Genomic DNA, 16822 nt, shown 5'->3' with positions numbered 1-16822 from the left:
AGCAGGTTTTTACTGATAGCCGGTTTTCTCTTCTATAATTTTATTTACCTGGTAATTGAGACCTGTTATGTGTTCTTCACAAGCGTAAGCAACGTCAATGATGCATGGAACATCAATTACTGGGGCTATTTTATCTTCCGGCTGCTCATGTTTGGCGGTGTTGTTGCGTGGTACTTCAAGCCTCGCCAATCAGCTGCATCCATGGCGATCAATAAATAAGCTCTTCGAGGGCCGAACGAAGTTCACCGAAAGCGTGGTTATCACCAGCCTTGCCCGCGGCATCCATTCCTTTCTGGTACCAGTGTACAGCAGATTCTGTATCCCCTGACCGCTCCATCAGTTTTGCGAGGTGATAATAGCTGCCTATATAACCGGGATTGACCGATAATATTTCTTCGAATAACGTTTGGGCCTGCGCGTCATCGCCCAGCTTTACATACTCCAACGCCAGCGCATGCTTCAGGAATTCATCTGTCGGACTTGCGACCAGGTACTCCCTCAATTTCTGAATGCGATCCATAATTATTCTTTAAAAAATAAGTAATGCGTTTTGTGGTGAGCTATCTTTACACCTACTATATTTGTAGCCTACTTAGTTGCATAAACAACTTTCAAACTTACTTTAATTTGCTGTATGAAAATCTTAGTTTGTATCAGTAAAACGCCGGATACAACGGCAAAAATAGCTTTCACCGAGAACAACACGAAATTCGCTACTGATGGTGTGCAGTGGATCATCAACCCGTATGATGAGTGGTACGCATTGGTAAAAGCGATAGAGCTGAAGGAAAAAGATCCGTCCACAGTTATACACCTTATTACTGTAGGTGGCGCCGATGCAGAGCCGATTATCCGTAAGGCGCTTGCGCTGGGTGGTGACGAAGCCATCCGGGTAAATACAGACAGCTCAGACAGTTTCACAATTGCGAGCCAGATAGCTGCCGTGGCGAAAGAAGGCGGATATGACCTTGTATTCACCGGGAAGGAAACCATAGATTATAATGGTTCAGCTATCGGGGGAATGGTTGCGGAATTGCTTGACCTTCCCTACGTATCCCTTGCAACGAAATTTGAACTTAACGGTACAACAGCGACCATTAACCGCGAGATAGAAGGTGGTGAAGAAGTTGCCGAGGCAGGGCTGCCATTGGTAATCAGCTGCCAGAAGGGAATGGCCGAACAGCGTATACCGAATATGAAAGGAATAATGGGTGCCCGTACCAAACCGCTTAAAGTGGTTGAGCCGGTGCAGGTCGAAGCACTCACGAAAATTGTAAGCTTTGAACTGCCCCCGGCAAAAGCAGGTGTAAAGCTGGTACCTGCAGACCAGCCCGAGGAGCTCGTCCGCCTTCTTCATGAAGAAGCAAAACTGTTCTGATAGGCCTTCATTCCATTCATTGTAAAAGTTTCAACAACACATTATGTCTGTTTTAGTATATATCGACCAGGCCGATGGCCATATAAAAAAATCTTCTTTTGAAGCCGCTTCCTATGCAGCCAAAGTAGCCGGGCAAACCGGAACAACCGCAGAAGCAATTGTATTGGGAAAAGTAAGTGATGACCTTACGTCATTGGGCCGTTACGGAATCAGTAAAGTACATCACGTTGCCGATGATCAGCTGAATACGATGGACAGCAAACTGTATACAAATGCTATTGTTCAGGCTGTAGAATCAACAGGAGCCGAGATTGTGGTTTTGTCGCATAACGTAAACGGAAAGGCTATTGCACCAAGATTATCTGCCCGGCTGAAAGCGGGTATGGTTCCAGGTGCGGTTTCACTGCCGGATACCAGTGCCGGCTTCGTTGTAAAGAAAGGCGTATTCAGCGGTAAAGCCTTTGCCAATATCAGCTTGCAGACTTCCAAAAAGATCATTTCACTTACACCAAATGCCTTTACCCCTGTTCAGCAGGAAGGAACTGCAGAAGTTGTTCCATTCAATGCCACTATTGTTGCGCCGGCAGTAAAAGTGACCGCCACAAATAAGGTCAAGGGCGAAGTTCCGCTGAGTGAGGCCGAACTGGTAATCAGCGGCGGCCGCGGATTAAAAGGACCGGAAAACTGGGGAATGATTGAAGAGCTTGCTCATCTGCTTGGCGCAGCCACTGCCTGCAGTCGCGCTGTTGCGGATGCACATTGGAGACCACATCATGAGCATGTGGGACAAACCGGCGGATCAATTGCTCCAAACCTCTATTTTGCAGTGGGCATATCCGGTGCCATTCAGCACCTCGCCGGAGTGAACAGAAGTAAAGTAATAGTGGTAATCAACAAAGACCCCGAAGCGCCATTCTTTAAGGCAGCCGACTATGGCATAGTAGGTGATGCTTTTGAAGTAATGCCCAAGATCATAGACGCCGTGAAAAAACTCAAAGGAGTATAAAATGGGTTTTACGGGTGGCAATTCCAGCCACCCTCTTCCCATTTTACCCAAAAAACATTAGTTTCGTGCCTTCATTATGAGGAAGATAGAATTGGAAATTGTTGCCCTGTCGCATAGTATTACCCAGACACATTCCTATGCAGTTGTGCTTGGAGAAGTGAATGGTTTGCGCCGTCTGCCGATTGTTATCGGTGGTTTCGAAGCTCAGGCTATCGCAGTGGCACTGGAAAAAATGCAGCCGAGCCGTCCGCTCACTCACGATCTGATGAAAAACTTTATGAGTGCCTTCAATGTTGACCTCACAGAGATCATCATCAGCGATTTGCAGGAGGGCATCTTCTACTCAAAACTGATTTGTGTGGGCGAGAACGATACTGTGGAAATCGATTCCCGCACTTCCGATGCGCTGGCATTGGCTGTCCGGTTCGGTTGCCCGATCTATACCTACGAAAACATCCTCGAAAGTGCCGGGATCCTGATGGAGGATACCTCAGGCAAGAAAAAGAAACCCGTGGCAACTCCTGAAAAGGAAGACACCGGAAATGACGACCTGAGGGCGCTTAGCCTGGAAGAACTTCATGTTCTCCTGAATGAAGTGCTGGAACAGGAAGACTATATCCGGGCAATTGCAATCAGGGACGAGATCAACAGCCGGAAAAACCAGTAAGGCGAACAAATTTCATTGTGATAGTTTTTCCCAATGCCAAGATCAATCTTGGACTCCAGGTTAACGGTAAAAGACCGGATGGTTATCATGATATTTCAACCATCTTCTATCCCCTTCCGGTTTGCGACATACTGGAAGCAGTTAGGGCGGAAGAATTTTCCTTCCATACAAGCGGACTTACAATTGATGCACCGGCACTAGGCAACCTTTGCATAAAAGCTTATCAACTGTTGCAACAGGATTTTTCACTATCTGCTGTAGCAATGCATCTGCACAAGGTCATCCCGATGGGTGCCGGACTCGGCGGCGGTTCTTCTGATGGCGCTTTTACCCTGATGTTGCTCAACAGGATGTTTAACCTGGGACTTACCCGCGAACAGCTACTCGGTTACGCCCTGCAGTTAGGAAGTGACTGCCCTTTCTTCATCATGAACGAACCTTGTTTTGCCGGAGGCCGCGGCGAGGTAATGGAGCCAATACAATTACCATCACTGAAAAACAAACTGTTCCTGATCGTAAACCCGGGACTGCATATCAACACCGCCTGGGCGTTCTCGCAATTAAAAATCAGGGAACCGAAAATCCACCTGCGTGAGGTAGTGGCATTGCCCCCCGACCAGTGGCGCGACCTGCTCGTCAATGACTTCGAAGAAGTTGCCTTCGAAAAGCACGCGGAACTTATTGACATCCGCTCGACCCTGTACAGGATGGGTGCTGTATTTGCGGGGATGACAGGAACCGGTTCAACTATGTTTGGCATATTTGATTCAGCTCCTGCCGGCTACCGTACTGCATTCCCTTCACATTATTTTACTATATTGCAGTCAAACGACTGATTTATCAGGTCTACCTCCACCATATACGACTTTCTTTCTGCCAACCTCGATTTTCTCGATCATCGAGGATGCTGATATTATTTCCTCCCGCATTACTGCCAATGTATTTTAAAGCTGTTCCACTTCGGTGAACGGTGGCGCATTCATGCTCCGGCTATTAAAATTCTCATTCTTCACTTTTAACTTTGAAAACGTGCTTACTCTTTCTACCAATACAGACTATTACCTCGATCTCGAAGAACGCTATGGTGCTCACAATTATCATCCCCTGCCGGTCGTACTGACAAGAGGTGAAGGTGTTTTCCTCTGGGATGTCGATGGCAAAAGATACTATGATTTCCTCAGTGGTTACAGTGCGGTGAACCAGGGTCATTGCCATCCGCGGATCATCCAGGCATTGATTGAGCAGGCCGGTAAACTAACCCTTACTTCACGTGCTTTTTACAATGACCAGTTAGGCGAATATGAAAAGTTTATCACCGGTTTCTTCGGTTATGACAAGGTGCTGCCGATGAATACGGGTGTGGAAGGCGGTGAAACAGCAATCAAACTGGCACGTCGCTGGGCATATGTAAAAAAAGGTGTTGCGGAAAACAAGGCGAAGATCATTTTCGCAGAGAATAACTTCTGGGGACGGACACTGGCGGCAATTTCTTCCTCTACAGACCCGAGCAGTTACCGGCAGTTCGGGCCATACATGCCCGGCTTTGAGATCATTCACTATAACAACCTGCCAGCCCTGGATACAGCGCTTTCGGATCCCGATGTTGCTGCTTTTATGGTTGAACCGATCCAGGGAGAAGCCGGTGTGGTGATACCGGACGACGGATACCTGGCAGGTGTTCGGGAACTATGCACAAAACACAATGTCTTATTCATTGCGGATGAGATCCAGACCGGCCTTGCCAGGACAGGAAAAATGCTGGCATGTGACCATGAGTCTGTCCGCCCGGATATCCTTATCCTCGGCAAAGCCCTGAGTGGTGGCACTCTGCCCGTAAGTGCAGTACTGGCGGATGATTTCATCATGCTCAATATTCAGCCTGGTGAACATGGATCCACATATGGCGGGAACCCATTGGCGTGCAGTGTGGCGACGACAGCATTGCAGGTATTGAAAGATGAGAACATGGCTGAACATTCAGCAGAAATGGGAGAATTCCTGCGTAGTGAACTTCAACGTCTTCAATCCACATACATAAAAACGATCAGGGGCAAAGGTCTTCTGAATGCAATTGTGATCAATCATCCAAACCCGGAAGCCGCCTGGGAATTATGCCTGCATTTAAAAGAGGAAGGCCTGTTGGCAAAACCCACCCATGGCGACAAGATCAGGTTTGCTCCGCCACTGGTAATTACACGTGAGCAATTACAGGAATGCGTTGGAATGATTGGGCGGGCACTTGGGAAATTGTGACAGGGAATGATCGCAAAGGCGCCTGGGCGGGTTGCTTAATTTTTCAGTTTCACATCCGGTATAACGGCCATCAGCAGCTGAAGGAATGAAAAGATCATCAGCAGGTAAATGCCGGTGTGTTTAACGGGACAATCACCCCCGTGGCAGGCTGTAACAAGGATATAGTTACGCACCGCCCAGGCCATATTGAACCCGGTAAAAAACAGGTTGACCCTTTTAGCCCAGATCCTGGGTATAAGAAACATGCAGAAAGCAATACAGCTCATGGCTGTATTCATCAGCCCGGGTTTGCCAAAACTCGTACCTGCTGATTCAAAGCCACTAACCGTGATCCCAAGGTCAGGAATACTGATCCAGGTCAGGAAACAGGAAATTATGGTAACTATGGCCGCAATGGCGCCAGACTGGTTGGAGTACTTCATTTCGGCGCAAGATACGGCACGGGCCGCTATTCACCCAGCCACTTCTTGAAATCCGCGGCCCTGAGCCTGCTCACAATAATTTCTTCATAAGAATCAGGCTCCACGCTTACTTTCAGTTTACCACTGAACCAGGAATGAATCTTCTTGATGCTGTCATAATTCAGGATGAACTGGCGGTTCACGCGGAAGAACTTCTGCGGATCAACCTGCACTTCCACATCATCGAGCCATTTGTCAAGAACAAGGTCTTCATTCCTGAAGGTCTTAATGTACTGCAGCCTTTCTTTCGTGTAGAAATATGCGATCTCATCGGCTTCTACCGAAATGAGCCGGGTGCCGCTTTTCGCCAGGTATCTCATCTTCACCCTTTCCATTTGCTGGATGAGTGAAAGGATATCAGGCCTGACCTCCGGCCTTTGGTCGGCATGCAACCTGCGGAATTTATCCAGTGCGGCAGACAATTCAACTTTATCTACCGGTTTCAGCAGGTAGTCAACACTGTTGAGCTTGAAGGCTTTCAGCGCATGCTCCTGGTACGCAGTAGTGAAAATGATCGGGATATCTACTGTTGTATGCTTGAAAATATCGAAGCTCTGACCATCTCCCAGTTCTATATCGAGGAAAACAAGATCTATAGCCGGCCTTTTTTCGAAACAGGCTACACTTGATTCAATACTGTCGAGCCGCTCCACCACTTCAATCGACGGGTCCACTTCATGCAGCATTTTTTGCAGGTGCGCGCAGGCTACATTTTCATCTTCAATAATCAGCACTTTCATACTCTTTCATTTTTACCATGGGAAGATCTACCTGGAATTTGCCATCCTGTTCAAGTATGTGCATACCTTTCAGGCTGACAAGGTCAAATTTCTTTATAAGATGCGCCAATCCCCTGCCCGACCCGCTGCTGTTCTCTTTTCTCTGCAAATTATTGGTGATGGAAATAGTCCGGTTCTCCGGATCAATTACTATCCTCACATATAATGGCCTCGCCTGGGTAATGACGTTATGCTTCACGGCATTTTCCAGGAGGATCTGCAGGCAAAGAGGCGGAACCTGGCAGCCCGCTGTGTTGCCCTTTAATTCAGTCGCCAGGTGCAATCCTTCGTCATACCGGTTCTTCAGCAGGAAATAATAAGCACGCGTAAACCTGATCTCCTCTTCCAGTTCAATTAGCGGGCGTTCACTTGCTGCCAGCAGGTACCGGTAAACGAAAGCCAGTTCTTCGGTAAACTTTACTGCCCTGCCCTGGTCCGTTTCTATCAGCCCGATCAGGGTATTCAGTGTATTGAATAGGAAATGCGGCTGGATCTGGACTTTGAGACTGTCATACTGCAACTGAAGGTTCATTTTCTTCAGTTCTTTTGCTTCCAGTGCCGAATTGTGCCACTTCTCTACGAAAAAGAGACTTTCATACAATGCCACTTCCGCCAATATAAACAGCGTATTTAAACCGATCACTCCCATAAAAAACTGGAACGGGATGTTTGTGATCTTTGTCTGCCAGATCAGGCCGTTCTCGATGAGCTGTCCACCTACCCCAAGTATGAACGCGTAGGGGATCAGTATAAGTGCCACGATCACTTTTCGCTTTATCGTTTGTTCCGGGCGATACCAACGTTTGTGTGACTGGAGGACAACAAACCTGACTGGCTCCCAGAGAAGGGCAACAAACAGGATCGTAGCCGCAACGCCCCTTACCAGGAAGAGCCAGAAATCTGACTGGTGCCTGCCAATCTCCTGCAGGATAAAAAACACGAAATAAATGACAGCAAAAACAGCAGTACCATAAATCCTGAGTTTCCTGTCACTGATCAGCATGAGGTTTTTTTGTAAAAATAATGACTGCCTTCCGGCGGCAGGCAGCCATCCATACCATTTTAACCGGCATTTTCGTCACTTCAGCTATCCGTTACCGTAATTTATTCGAGATCAGGCAAGCCATTTATAACATCCATGGCCATTTTTGAAACTGGTTTGCCCTCTGACGCATCCCACACTGCAGACTGGAGATATGAGGCAAGTTCCGTGTTCCTGGTAAGCTGTTTTCTATCTATGACACGGAACAGGTCAAGCATGTCTTTGTCATTGGTTACCGGTCCTAATTCATATTCAAATCCCGGTGCAGACGCCTGCCAGCCGCTGTTCACACAAAAAAGGAACAAAGGCTGGTACCAGGTCGTTTGGGCAGGAACCACAATTGTGGCAGTCCTTACCAGGATCCCGTTCTGGATGCGGAGGTTCTCCCCTGTCACCGATAGTTTTTTTGAAACCAGGATCAAACCTTGCGGACATATAATTGTAACCGGCAACCCGGTGTTGTTTTTAAATGGAATGCAAACCTGGACCATATTCCCAAACCCTACAGCATCGTCCCCGGTTTTATCATCACAGTATTCAGGGGTGAATTCTGAGTAGCCGCGGATTGGTTCTTCGACTGTAATTCCGGCCGGAAGTGCAAAAAGAGAACCTTCGGGCCAGTCTATGGAATGCCCGAACCCTTTTTTGTCCGGGGGGTCATTTAATTTGTCCTCATCATTGGCTTTGTTACATGCAAGTGCGAGTGTCAACAGGGTTAATACAAAAAGAATGGCCGGGCACCTCAGTTTGTTCATAATGGGCTTAAATTTAAAGCCGATTGACAGGTAACCATTGACGTTACAACATGCATGAATCTTCAAATGACGATTCTTCTGGCTGGAGTGTCGCTCCGAACTGTTGAAGGGCCGGATATGCAAGAGGAAAGTGAGAAAATAAAAAACCGGACAGGTACTTTAAAATACATGTCCGGCTTGAGGTCCCGAGCAGATTCGAACTGCTGTAGAAGCTTTTGCAGAGCTCTGCCTAGCCACTCGGCCACAGGACCAGTTTTGATCGGGCACGAATTTAGGGATTTTTATACATTCGTTGCAAACTGAATTATAAAAAACTTCTTTTAAACCCGCTGGCATGAAACCTATTGCATCATCTGAATTAATAATTAACAGTCGGGGCGCGGTTTATCATTTAGACCTTCGTCCTGAAGAACTTGCTTCCACAGTAATCACAGTCGGTGATCCCGACCGGGTTAAAGTCGTTAGCAAACATTTTGACAAAATAGATATACAACGGCAGCACAGGGAATTTATCACACACACCGGCACATTAGGAAACAAAAGAATTTCAGTAGTTTCCACAGGGATAGGTCCTGACAATATAGATATTGTATTGAATGAACTTGATGCACTGGTCAACATAGATTTTGACACCCGCATGATCAGGCCTGAACTGAGCCAACTGAATATTTTTCGGCTCGGCACTTCCGGCTCACTACAGTCAGATATCCCTGTGGATGGTCTCGTAGCCGGTACTTATGGACTGGGACTTGACAACCTGCTGAATTTCTACCGGCACGATCATTCAGATGAAGAGCAACAGCTGTTACAGTCATTTTTAACTCAGACGCAGCTTCACAGCAAGTTCTCGAATCCTTATATAAGCAGGGCGGCGACCGGGCTGCTGAAACATTTTGTGGACGGGTTTCACCAGGGAATTACGGTGACCTGCCCCGGGTTCTACGGTCCACAGGGGCGTGTACTCCGACTGGGACTGAGCAATCCTGACCTTGTGGGCAACCTGACCAGTTTCAGGTTCGGACAGCACAGGATAGCGAATTTTGAAATGGAAACATCAGCCATTTATGGACTGGGCAAACTGCTTGGCCATCAATGCCTTTCGCTGAATGCCATTGTTGCCAACCGCGTAACCAGGCAATTCTCGAAAGATGGCCACGCCGCAGTGGAAAACCTGGTTGAAAAGGCATTAGGCATAATTTCAACTTTATAACGATTTGATACGATCTTTGCAACCATTCTTTAAATATGCAATTGGACTTTTTTAAATACCAGGGTACAGGAAATGATTTTGTGATCCTCGACAACAGGGATGGAAAATTTAATGACCTCAGTACATCCCAGATCCATTTTATCTGTGACAGGCGTTTTGGAATTGGTGGTGACGGATTGATGCTGCTGAATGAGAAACCGGGGTATGATTTTGAAATGAAGTATTACAATGCCGACGGCAGGGAAAGTTCCATGTGCGGTAACGGCGGAAGATGCCTGGTTAAATTCGCGTACCACAAAGGAATTGTCAGAACGACCTATCGTTTTACTGCCGTGGATGGACCTCATGATGCGGAGATCGATGAACACGGGATCGTAAGGTTACGGATGCAGGATGTTAAAGAAGTGAAACATGTCAATGGCGACCTGGTGCTCAATACAGGTTCACCGCATTACATTAAAACCGTGAGCGACCTGATGCACTACGACGTAGTATCAAAAGGACGCGAAATCCGCTACAGTCACGCTTTTGAGCCTGGCGGAATCAATGTCAACTTCGTAGAGAACCTCACAGATGATGAGATCCTTGTGCGCACTTACGAAAGAGGTGTGGAAGACGAAACCCTAAGCTGTGGAACGGGTGTCACAGCCTGTGCCATTGTGAACTATCATAATGAGTTTGGCTTCAACGAAGTCCTTGTATCGACCCGGGGAGGAAAATTGTCCGTTGAATTTGATCGCAATTCAGATGGCAGCTTCAGCAATGTCTGGCTGTGCGGACCGGCAGAAAAGGTGTTCAACGGAACAGTGACACTGCCTGTATAATCCTATTTTGCCGGTTAGCCATTAATCCTTTATTTGCACCCTGTTCCCTGCCAGTGATTCAATACTTCAAAAATATCAATCATCAGATCGTTGCCATCAACAAGCCTGAAAACGGCGCATGGGTCAACGTCCTTCCTCCGCTGAAACAGGAAGAATTTACTGAATTATCCGCCGGCCTGGATATTCCGCTCGACTTCCTCACAGACTCACTTGACATTGACGAGAGGACGCGCTTCGAAGAAGACGATAACGTGAAACTGATCGTATTCAAGACACCGACAGAAAACAACTCTTTCAACGACAGTGACGCCTTCTATATTACCATTCCGATCTGTATCATCCTGACACATAACCAGATCGTTACTGTCAATTCCTTTGAGAACGATGCGATAAAAAGATTCCTGAATACATTCCAGAACCGCCATCCTGACAACCGCAAAATGATGGCTTTGAAGATCATTGAAAAGGTTGTACAAACCTACATGGAGTCCCTGAAGGAGATTAACCATAAACGCAATCTTCTCGAACAAAAACTGTATGATGCCAACCGGAATGAAGAACTCCTGCAGCTGATGCGGATTCAGAAAAGCCTGGTCTATTTTGTTACTGCACTCCGGAGCAATGAGCTGCTGCTGATCAAACTTGAAAGAACGAATTTCCTGGGACTTAACGAAGATGAGCGCGAGTTTCTCAACGACCTGATCGTTGACAATTCACAGGCCTTGGAAATGGCAAACATCTATACGAACATCCTTTCCAGCACCCTTGATGCATTTGCCAGCATCATTGCCAATAACCAGAACGAAGTGCTGAAAAGACTTTCTGTTATCACTATCGTACTCACATTTCCTGTTCTCGTGGCAAGTATTTACGGGATGAACGTACCGATCCCCTACGCAAATTCGCCATTCGCATTTTACATCCCTGTATTCCTGTCAATGGCCATTTCACTCGTAATCGGATGGTTCTTCCTCAAGAAAAAATTATTCTGAAACCGGTGTCAATCTGAATGCAATGTTTTCCCTTCGTGTTTACGGATTACTGATCAACGAGCAAAAACAGGTACTTGTAAGTGATGAAAAAATCAGGGGTGGACTGTATACAAAATTCCCCGGTGGCGGACTTGAATTCGGTGAAGGCACCCGTGATTGTCTCAAACGTGAGTTTATGGAAGAGATGAGCCTGGATGTTGCAATAGGCGATCACATTTACACAACCGACTATTTCCAGATGAGTGCGTTCAACCCATCACAGCAGATTATTTCGATTTACTATTTCGCACATGCGCTGGAAGACATCAAAGTGCCGCTTCGTAACAGGCCATTCGATTTCGACCAGGCTCAACTGGAACTTTACGACAAAACACAGAACATCGAAACATTCCGGTTCATCAACTGGGTTGATCTGGGTGAGCATTCGGTAACCCTGCCGATAGACAAAATTGTAGTGGGACTTATCAAGAACCACCCGGGTTTTCAATGATGAATGCGTAGCTTCTGGATCATTTCATCACTGACCGGGTCTGCGTAAATACCATACGCATTAACCAACAGGCCCTTTTCTCCATGCTTCGATTCGATCGCATATAAAACGGAGGAATCTGATGGATTGGTCATTCCTTCAAACCGGTGAACCTCGACAATCTCAAATTCAGTTGGCATCAGGTTGATTGGGGTTTCATGGCAGGAGATGCAGTCATACGACAGGTTGAAATCTATTTTATAGCCCCGGTCTTTCAGCCCGTTCACTGCTTCTGACAAAGTATCATATGCGATCATGGCCTTTAATTATTTACACAATCTAACAAAACTTTATACGTGCTCAAAAGCTAAATCTCATTTGTCAAAATTGATTGACAATCAACATATTCACATAATTGCTCCAAATGATTCTAAATTGTACCTTTGCGCGAAAATAATTTAAAGCGATATGTCAACAGTTACGAAGCTCAATATTGATTTTTCCCTTCCATATAAGGTGAAGGATATCAGCCTCGCAGAATGGGGTCGGAAGGAAATCCGCCTTGCTGAAGCGGAAATGCCGGGTTTGATGTCACTCCGTGCTGAATACGGCGCGTCACAGCCACTGAAGGGTGCAAGGATCGCAGGTTGCCTGCACATGACCATTCAAACTGCAGTTCTTATTGAAACGCTGGTGTCTTTAGGAGCAGAAGTAAAGTGGAGCTCATGTAATATCTTTTCTACACAGGACCATGCAGCAGCAGCTATCGCAGCATCAGGTATAGGCGTGTATGCATGGAAGGGACAGACCCTTGAAGAGGCTGACTGGTGTATCGAGCAAACTTTGTTCTTCGGTGCTGCTGATCGTCCTTTGAATATGATCCTCGATGATGGTGGCGACCTGACAAATATTGTTTTCGACAAATACCCTGAACTGATCCAGCATATCAAGGGCCTTAGTGAGGAAACCACAACAGGTGTTCACCGCCTTTACGAGCGGATGGCGAAGGGTACACTTCCCGTGCCTGCGATCAACGTGAACGACTCTGTTACCAAGAGCAAGTTTGATAATAAATATGGTTGTAAAGAATCACTGGTAGATGCAATCCGTCGCGCAACCGACGTTATGCTCGCCGGCAAAGTAGCGGTAGTAGGTGGTTATGGTGATGTGGGCAAGGGTTCCGCTGCCTCCCTGGCAGGCGCCGGTTGCCGCGTTATTGTAACTGAGATTGATCCCATTTGCGCTCTCCAGGCTGCGATGGACGGTTTTGAAGTAAAGAAAATGGTTGACGCTGTTAAAGAGGCGGACATCATCGTAACTGCTTCAGGTTGCCGCGACCTGATTACAGGAGTTCATTTCAAATCAATGAAGGACAAAGCCATTGTATGTAACATTGGTCACTTCGACATCGAGATTGATGTTGCCTGGCTGAATGACAACTATGGTCAGACGAAAGATACCATCAAGCCACAGGTAGACATTTACAATGTTGATGGAAAAGACATCATCCTGCTTGCAGAAGGTCGTCTCGTTAACCTGGGTTGTGCAACCGGTCACCCCAGCTTCGTAATGAGTAACTCATTTACCAACCAGACACTTGCTCAGCTCGAACTGTGGACCAACAACAGCAATTACGAGAACAAAGTATATGTTCTTCCAAAGCATCTCGATGAGAAAGTTGCCCGTCTCCACCTTGCCAAGATCGGGGTAGAACTGGAAGTTCTCACGAACGAACAGGCTGATTATCTCGGCATTCCGCAAAACGGACCTTTCAAAGCAGAACATTACAGGTACTAAGAATTACCAGGTAATAAAAAATATAAAGGCAACCTCCGGGTTGCCTTTTTTTATCGCTCAAGTGTCTTTGCTTCTTTCGCAATACAATCGGATGCTTTCAGCAGGATATCCTGTTGTTCCGGACTAAGCTCCACAATGGTCTTCTTCCCGTAACGGTCGGTGAAGGTTATGGAAGCTACTTTCATCTTAGACAGCTTCTGGACAGCTGCTGGTGTATATTGACCACCTTTCATAAGAATGTGAAAGAATCCATTGCAATTGTCGCCCCCGGTATTCCTCAATTCAATTTTAGTTTTGACACCTGCGAACTGGAATAATGCCTCCGACTGGTCGCCGATGCAATTGGCTGCCCTGTTGCGGATCACAAAAAAATAATCGATCTCACGACCGGTTGCGTCGATCGTAAGCTGCGCATTGTCGAACTCAATGAAACCCGTGGTCACCTTGGGTTTGCCACTGAAATCATCTGTGGTGCGGTGGAGCTTGCAATCCTGTGCTGATGCGAGTTTTACGGAAATTAAAATTGCTGCGGTTAATAGGTTCCTTTTGATGTTCATGATTGTAAAATAACAAAATCCAGTATTTTCATTCCAATTTATATACCTGTACTTATGTTAAGATCATTTTGCCTGGCACTATCATTTTTAGTTATGGCCGACAGCTTCGCACAACAACCTGCCTCCTCCCCCGCGCTCATTCCCATGCCGGCGCAAATGAAAACGGGAACCGGAACATTTACGCTGAAAAATAACCTGCCTGTGCACCTGCCCAAATCGGCGGCTGATCTCGCTTTTATTCGTGAGCATATAACAGGCAAATTGAAACAGGCCGGCATCAATGCAAATTTTTCAGCTGCCAAAGAGAACGCCGGAATTAAACTGGCATTGAACAGCGCTGCTGATAAAACTATCGGAAAAGAAGGCTACCGGCTGGTAGTAAACGAACAGGGTATCAGCCTTACTGCTAATGAAGCTGCCGGGTTATTTTATGGTCTGCAAACACTCTGGCAACTGATGCCGGCTGAAATAGAAAGCAAGGAGACCTTGTCAGGCGTGAAATGGACCGTTCCTTATGTGAATATTACTGACCAGCCCAGGTTTGCATGGAGAGGCCTGATGCTTGACGTTGTAAGGCATTTCTTCACCAAGCAGCAGGTAAAAGATTTCATTGACAATATGGTGAAGTATAAATACAATATGCTTCATCTGCACCTCACCGATGACCAGGGCTGGAGAATCGAAATTAAAAGCCTGCCCAGGCTTACAGAATTCGGTGCATTCCGTGCAGAAAGGACAGGACGTTGGGGAGAATTCAAAAAACAGGATCCCGAGGAGCAGAAATCATATGGTGGTTTCTATACACAGGACGACATCCGTGAACTTCTTGCTTATGCGAAACAACGATTTGTAACGATCATGCCGGAGATCGATGTTCCCGGTCACAGCATGGCACTGCTGGCCGCATATCCTGAACTGAGCTGCACACGGGGTACTTACCAGGTAAATGTCGGCGACAGGTTTATGATCTGGCCCGGCAATGGAACTTTTTATGGCACTATTGATAACAACGTTTGCCCGGCTAACGAAAAAACATACGAAGTACTGGACAAAGTATTTACCGAGATAGCCTCGCTGTTCCCGTTTGAATATATCCATATGGGTGGCGATGAAGCGTATAAAGGATTTTGGGAAAAGAGCGATGCGGTGAAGGAACTGATGAAAAAAGAGAACCTGAAGGACCAGCACGAAGTACAAAGTTATTTTGTGAAGCGGGTCGCAAAGATCATCGAATCAAAAGGCAAGAAAATGATGGGCTGGGATGAGATCATGGAAGGTGGCCTTGCCCCAGGTGCAGCTGTAATGAGCTGGCAGGGAGAAAAGGGTGGTATTGCGGCAGCTAAACTGAAGCACCCCGTGGTGATGTCACCCAATACTTTTTCCTATGTAGACTTATACCAGGGTGATCCGCTTGCTGAACCGCCAACTTATGGCCGGGTATTGCTGAAGCAGTCGTACCAGTTCAACCCGCTTCCGGCTGGTGTGGATTCACAGTACATACTCGGTGGCCAGGCAAACCTGTGGAGCGAAAGGCTACATACAGTAAGGCATATGGAATATATGCTGTGGCCGCGCGGCTGGGCAATTGCCGAGAGTGTCTGGAGCCCGTCAGCTGCTAAAAACTGGCCCGACTTCATAAAAAGGACTGAGGCACATTTCACCAGGTCAGAGCTGGCAGGAACCAATTACTCACGTAGCATGTATGACCCGGCTGTGAGTGTAAAAAAAGTCCAGGACAGTACCATCCAGGTAACGCTGACTACCCAACTTGACGACCTGGATGTCTATTACAGCTTCGATGAATTTTACCCGGATAACTATTACCCGGTGTATAAAAACCCGCTGTTGTTTCCTGCCGGTGCCAGCAGCCTGAAAGTGGTTACCTACCGGAAAGGCAAACAGGTAGGTAAACCCATAAACCTGCCGTTGACGGAACTCTTAAAAAGGGCGAAATAATTTCCCCGGCTTACTGGTTGAATTCATCAAATTGGGGCTTCACCATTGACCAGAATGAATCCAGTGCCACCAGCCTCGGTTTCAGGAAACTGATAATAACCGGCCAGTCATTTTCATTGAGGATCGAAACTCCTTCGAGCCGGTCTGCCAGGCGGCAGACCGGCTTTCCATTTTCATCCCCGACGTCTTTTTCGGCGACCCATGTGGTATCAGGTTCCTGCTCAAGAACAGGATATAGCGCCAGCAGTCTTTCATACATCTTTATCCGGACTTCGGTAACGGGGTGAGTAATCGTAATTCCGATGGAACAGCCGCGGTTGGGCGTTTCTATGCGAAAGAAAATATTACGGATACCAGTGCGGTAGTTGATCCAGTTAATCTTTTCCCCGTCGGATGATGGAACGGGTGACATATACTGCCCGAAAATGGTAAAAAACTGCTGCCGGATACGAGATGCTGTCGCTTTCGGATACATGCTGCAAAAATAAGCGGTAACTTCGTGCTTTGGTTATCTCACCCGTCGGGTGCCACCCGTCGGGTAAAAAGGTGAAATGACGGGAAGGAAAAAGGGTGTTAAAAACTTTCTCTGATTTGGGAGCCCTTTATAAATAAGTAGCACGGGAATTGCTACTTATTACATGTTTATTGAAATTAATATGCAGCAGATACAATTCGT

20 protein-coding genes and 1 tRNA gene are annotated in these 16822 nt (G+C 46.8%); 12 read left to right on the top strand and 9 right to left on the bottom strand.

The annotated features are described in order from the left end of the window. Positions 1 to 219: hypothetical protein (locus OI18_RS24760; RefSeq protein ID WP_039144230.1), on the top strand; the 219-nt coding region annotated here is incomplete at its 5' end. Here the strand turns inward: OI18_RS24760 and OI18_RS22280 are convergent. After that, entirely contained in the window at positions 209 to 520 is a 312-nt protein-coding gene (locus tag OI18_RS22280; RefSeq protein ID WP_039144228.1) for a tetratricopeptide repeat protein, read from the bottom strand. The genes OI18_RS24760 and OI18_RS22280 overlap by 11 nt on opposite strands. Before the next feature lie 114 nt (positions 521 to 634). Between OI18_RS22280 and OI18_RS22275 the strand changes: the two genes are divergently transcribed. From OI18_RS22275 to rocD, 5 genes are all read left to right on the top strand, one after another. Continuing rightward, positions 635 to 1378 (top strand): electron transfer flavoprotein subunit beta/FixA family protein, encoded by a 744-nt coding sequence (locus OI18_RS22275; protein ID WP_039144227.1) that lies wholly within the window; start codon positions 635 to 637, stop codon positions 1376 to 1378. 43 nt (positions 1379 to 1421) lie between these two features. After that, positions 1422 to 2384, top strand: coding sequence for an electron transfer flavoprotein subunit alpha/FixB family protein (locus OI18_RS22270; RefSeq protein ID WP_039144226.1), 963 nt, complete (start codon positions 1422 to 1424; stop codon positions 2382 to 2384). 76 nt (positions 2385 to 2460) lie between these two features. Next, positions 2461 to 3051, top strand: a complete 591-nt coding sequence (locus OI18_RS22265) for a bifunctional nuclease family protein (RefSeq protein WP_039144224.1) — start codon at positions 2461 to 2463, stop codon at positions 3049 to 3051. Between the two features lie 17 nt (positions 3052 to 3068). Continuing rightward, on the top strand, positions 3069 to 3887 hold the full coding sequence (gene ispE / locus OI18_RS22260; RefSeq protein ID WP_039144222.1) for a 4-(cytidine 5'-diphospho)-2-C-methyl-D-erythritol kinase: 819 nt from the start codon (positions 3069 to 3071) through the stop codon (positions 3885 to 3887). Positions 3888 to 4080: 193 nt separating this feature from the next. Then, positions 4081 to 5304 (top strand): ornithine--oxo-acid transaminase, encoded by a 1224-nt coding sequence (rocD, locus tag OI18_RS22255; RefSeq protein WP_039144235.1) that lies wholly within the window; start codon positions 4081 to 4083, stop codon positions 5302 to 5304. A gap of 35 nt (positions 5305 to 5339) precedes the next feature. Here rocD and OI18_RS22250 read toward each other — a convergent pair whose 3' ends face one another. From OI18_RS22250 to OI18_RS22230, 5 genes are all read right to left on the bottom strand, one after another. Then, entirely contained in the window at positions 5340 to 5726 is a 387-nt protein-coding gene (locus tag OI18_RS22250) for a hypothetical protein (RefSeq protein WP_082038092.1), read from the bottom strand. Between the two features lie 26 nt (positions 5727 to 5752). Beyond that, on the bottom strand, positions 5753 to 6505 hold the full coding sequence (locus tag OI18_RS22245; protein WP_039144220.1) for a LytR/AlgR family response regulator transcription factor: 753 nt from the start codon (positions 6503 to 6505) through the stop codon (positions 5753 to 5755). Beyond that, positions 6486 to 7547 carry a sensor histidine kinase gene (locus tag OI18_RS22240; protein ID WP_039144218.1) on the bottom strand — a complete coding sequence of 354 codons (1062 nt, stop codon included), beginning with the start codon at positions 7545 to 7547 and terminating at the stop codon, positions 6486 to 6488. The genes OI18_RS22245 and OI18_RS22240 overlap by 20 nt, the downstream gene beginning before the upstream one ends. A gap of 101 nt (positions 7548 to 7648) precedes the next feature. After that, positions 7649 to 8341 carry a hypothetical protein gene (locus OI18_RS24075; RefSeq protein ID WP_052273490.1) on the bottom strand — a complete coding sequence of 231 codons (693 nt, stop codon included), beginning with the start codon at positions 8339 to 8341 and terminating at the stop codon, positions 7649 to 7651. Positions 8342 to 8521: 180 nt separating this feature from the next. Further along, positions 8522 to 8592, bottom strand: a tRNA-Cys gene (locus OI18_RS22230). Positions 8593 to 8675: 83 nt separating this feature from the next. On the opposite strand from OI18_RS22230, the gene OI18_RS22225 reads away from it, so the two are divergent. The 4 genes from OI18_RS22225 to OI18_RS22210 are packed head-to-tail and all read left to right on the top strand — an operon-like array spanning position 8676 to position 11857. Continuing rightward, positions 8676 to 9551 carry a nucleoside phosphorylase gene (locus OI18_RS22225; RefSeq protein WP_039144216.1) on the top strand — a complete coding sequence of 292 codons (876 nt, stop codon included), beginning with the start codon at positions 8676 to 8678 and terminating at the stop codon, positions 9549 to 9551. Positions 9552 to 9586: 35 nt separating this feature from the next. Next, complete coding sequence (gene dapF / locus OI18_RS22220; RefSeq protein ID WP_039144215.1) at positions 9587 to 10375, top strand: diaminopimelate epimerase; 789 nt, start codon at positions 9587 to 9589, stop codon at positions 10373 to 10375. A gap of 53 nt (positions 10376 to 10428) precedes the next feature. Then, positions 10429 to 11367: a magnesium transporter CorA family protein gene (locus OI18_RS22215; protein WP_039144213.1), complete on the top strand. Its 939-nt coding sequence runs from the start codon at positions 10429 to 10431 to the stop codon at positions 11365 to 11367. A gap of 22 nt (positions 11368 to 11389) precedes the next feature. Further along, positions 11390 to 11857: an NUDIX hydrolase gene (locus OI18_RS22210; RefSeq protein ID WP_039144211.1), complete on the top strand. Its 468-nt coding sequence runs from the start codon at positions 11390 to 11392 to the stop codon at positions 11855 to 11857. On the opposite strand, the gene OI18_RS22205 is transcribed toward OI18_RS22210, so the two are convergent. After that, a complete protein-coding gene (locus tag OI18_RS22205; RefSeq protein ID WP_039144209.1) occupies positions 11851 to 12153 on the bottom strand; it encodes a hypothetical protein in 303 nt (100 codons plus the stop codon). The two genes, OI18_RS22210 and OI18_RS22205, sit on opposite strands and share 7 nt — an antisense overlap. Before the next feature lie 151 nt (positions 12154 to 12304). Between OI18_RS22205 and ahcY the strand changes: the two genes are divergently transcribed. Then, positions 12305 to 13633, top strand: a complete 1329-nt coding sequence (ahcY, locus tag OI18_RS22200) for an adenosylhomocysteinase (protein WP_039144208.1) — start codon at positions 12305 to 12307, stop codon at positions 13631 to 13633. A 50-nt stretch (positions 13634 to 13683) separates the two neighbouring features. On the opposite strand, the gene OI18_RS22195 is transcribed toward ahcY, so the two are convergent. Beyond that, the gene (locus OI18_RS22195) at positions 13684 to 14190 is read right to left on the bottom strand and encodes a hypothetical protein (protein WP_039144207.1); all 507 of its coding nucleotides are present in this window, start codon (positions 14188 to 14190) and stop codon (positions 13684 to 13686) included. A 54-nt stretch (positions 14191 to 14244) separates the two neighbouring features. On the opposite strand from OI18_RS22195, the gene OI18_RS22190 reads away from it, so the two are divergent. After that, positions 14245 to 16146, top strand: a complete 1902-nt coding sequence (locus OI18_RS22190) for a beta-N-acetylhexosaminidase (protein ID WP_039144205.1) — start codon at positions 14245 to 14247, stop codon at positions 16144 to 16146. 10 nt (positions 16147 to 16156) lie between these two features. On the opposite strand, the gene OI18_RS22185 is transcribed toward OI18_RS22190, so the two are convergent. Continuing rightward, positions 16157 to 16621: a DUF4268 domain-containing protein gene (locus OI18_RS22185; protein WP_039144203.1), complete on the bottom strand. Its 465-nt coding sequence runs from the start codon at positions 16619 to 16621 to the stop codon at positions 16157 to 16159. Positions 16622 to 16822: the final 201 nt, after the last annotated feature.

Source organism: Flavihumibacter solisilvae (genome assembly GCF_000814475.1).
Taxonomy (GTDB): Bacteria; Bacteroidota; Bacteroidia; order Chitinophagales; family Chitinophagaceae; genus Flavihumibacter; species Flavihumibacter solisilvae.
Note: the sequence above shows the minus strand (reverse complement) of the source record. Positions and strands in the feature narration are given on the sequence as shown.

Bases quoted from the DNA above. Each gene is read 5' to 3' on its own strand.
- ahcY (WP_039144208.1), top strand. From the start codon at position 12,305: ATGTCAACAGTTACGAAGCTCAATATTGATTTTTCCCTTCCATATAAG.
- OI18_RS22270 (WP_039144226.1), top strand. From the start codon at position 1,422: ATGTCTGTTTTAGTATATATCGACCAGGCCGATGGCCATATAAAAAAA.
- OI18_RS22280 (WP_039144228.1), bottom strand. From the start codon at position 520: ATGGATCGCATTCAGAAATTGAGGGAGTACCTGGTCGCAAGTCCGACA.
- OI18_RS22250 (WP_082038092.1), bottom strand. From the start codon at position 5,726: ATGAAGTACTCCAACCAGTCTGGCGCCATTGCGGCCATAGTTACCATA.
- OI18_RS22225 (WP_039144216.1), top strand. From the start codon at position 8,676: ATGAAACCTATTGCATCATCTGAATTAATAATTAACAGTCGGGGCGCG.
- OI18_RS22240 (WP_039144218.1), bottom strand. From the start codon at position 7,547: ATGCTGATCAGTGACAGGAAACTCAGGATTTATGGTACTGCTGTTTTT.
- OI18_RS22245 (WP_039144220.1), bottom strand. From the start codon at position 6,505: ATGAAAGTGCTGATTATTGAAGATGAAAATGTAGCCTGCGCGCACCTG.
- OI18_RS22205 (WP_039144209.1), bottom strand. From the start codon at position 12,153: ATGATCGCATATGATACTTTGTCAGAAGCAGTGAACGGGCTGAAAGAC.
- OI18_RS22275 (WP_039144227.1), top strand. From the start codon at position 635: ATGAAAATCTTAGTTTGTATCAGTAAAACGCCGGATACAACGGCAAAA.
- OI18_RS22185 (WP_039144203.1), bottom strand. From the start codon at position 16,621: ATGTATCCGAAAGCGACAGCATCTCGTATCCGGCAGCAGTTTTTTACC.
- OI18_RS22210 (WP_039144211.1), top strand. From the start codon at position 11,390: ATGTTTTCCCTTCGTGTTTACGGATTACTGATCAACGAGCAAAAACAG.
- dapF (WP_039144215.1), top strand. From the start codon at position 9,587: ATGCAATTGGACTTTTTTAAATACCAGGGTACAGGAAATGATTTTGTG.
- OI18_RS22195 (WP_039144207.1), bottom strand. From the start codon at position 14,190: ATGAACATCAAAAGGAACCTATTAACCGCAGCAATTTTAATTTCCGTA.
- OI18_RS22265 (WP_039144224.1), top strand. From the start codon at position 2,461: ATGAGGAAGATAGAATTGGAAATTGTTGCCCTGTCGCATAGTATTACC.
- OI18_RS24075 (WP_052273490.1), bottom strand. From the start codon at position 8,341: ATGAACAAACTGAGGTGCCCGGCCATTCTTTTTGTATTAACCCTGTTG.
- OI18_RS22190 (WP_039144205.1), top strand. From the start codon at position 14,245: ATGTTAAGATCATTTTGCCTGGCACTATCATTTTTAGTTATGGCCGAC.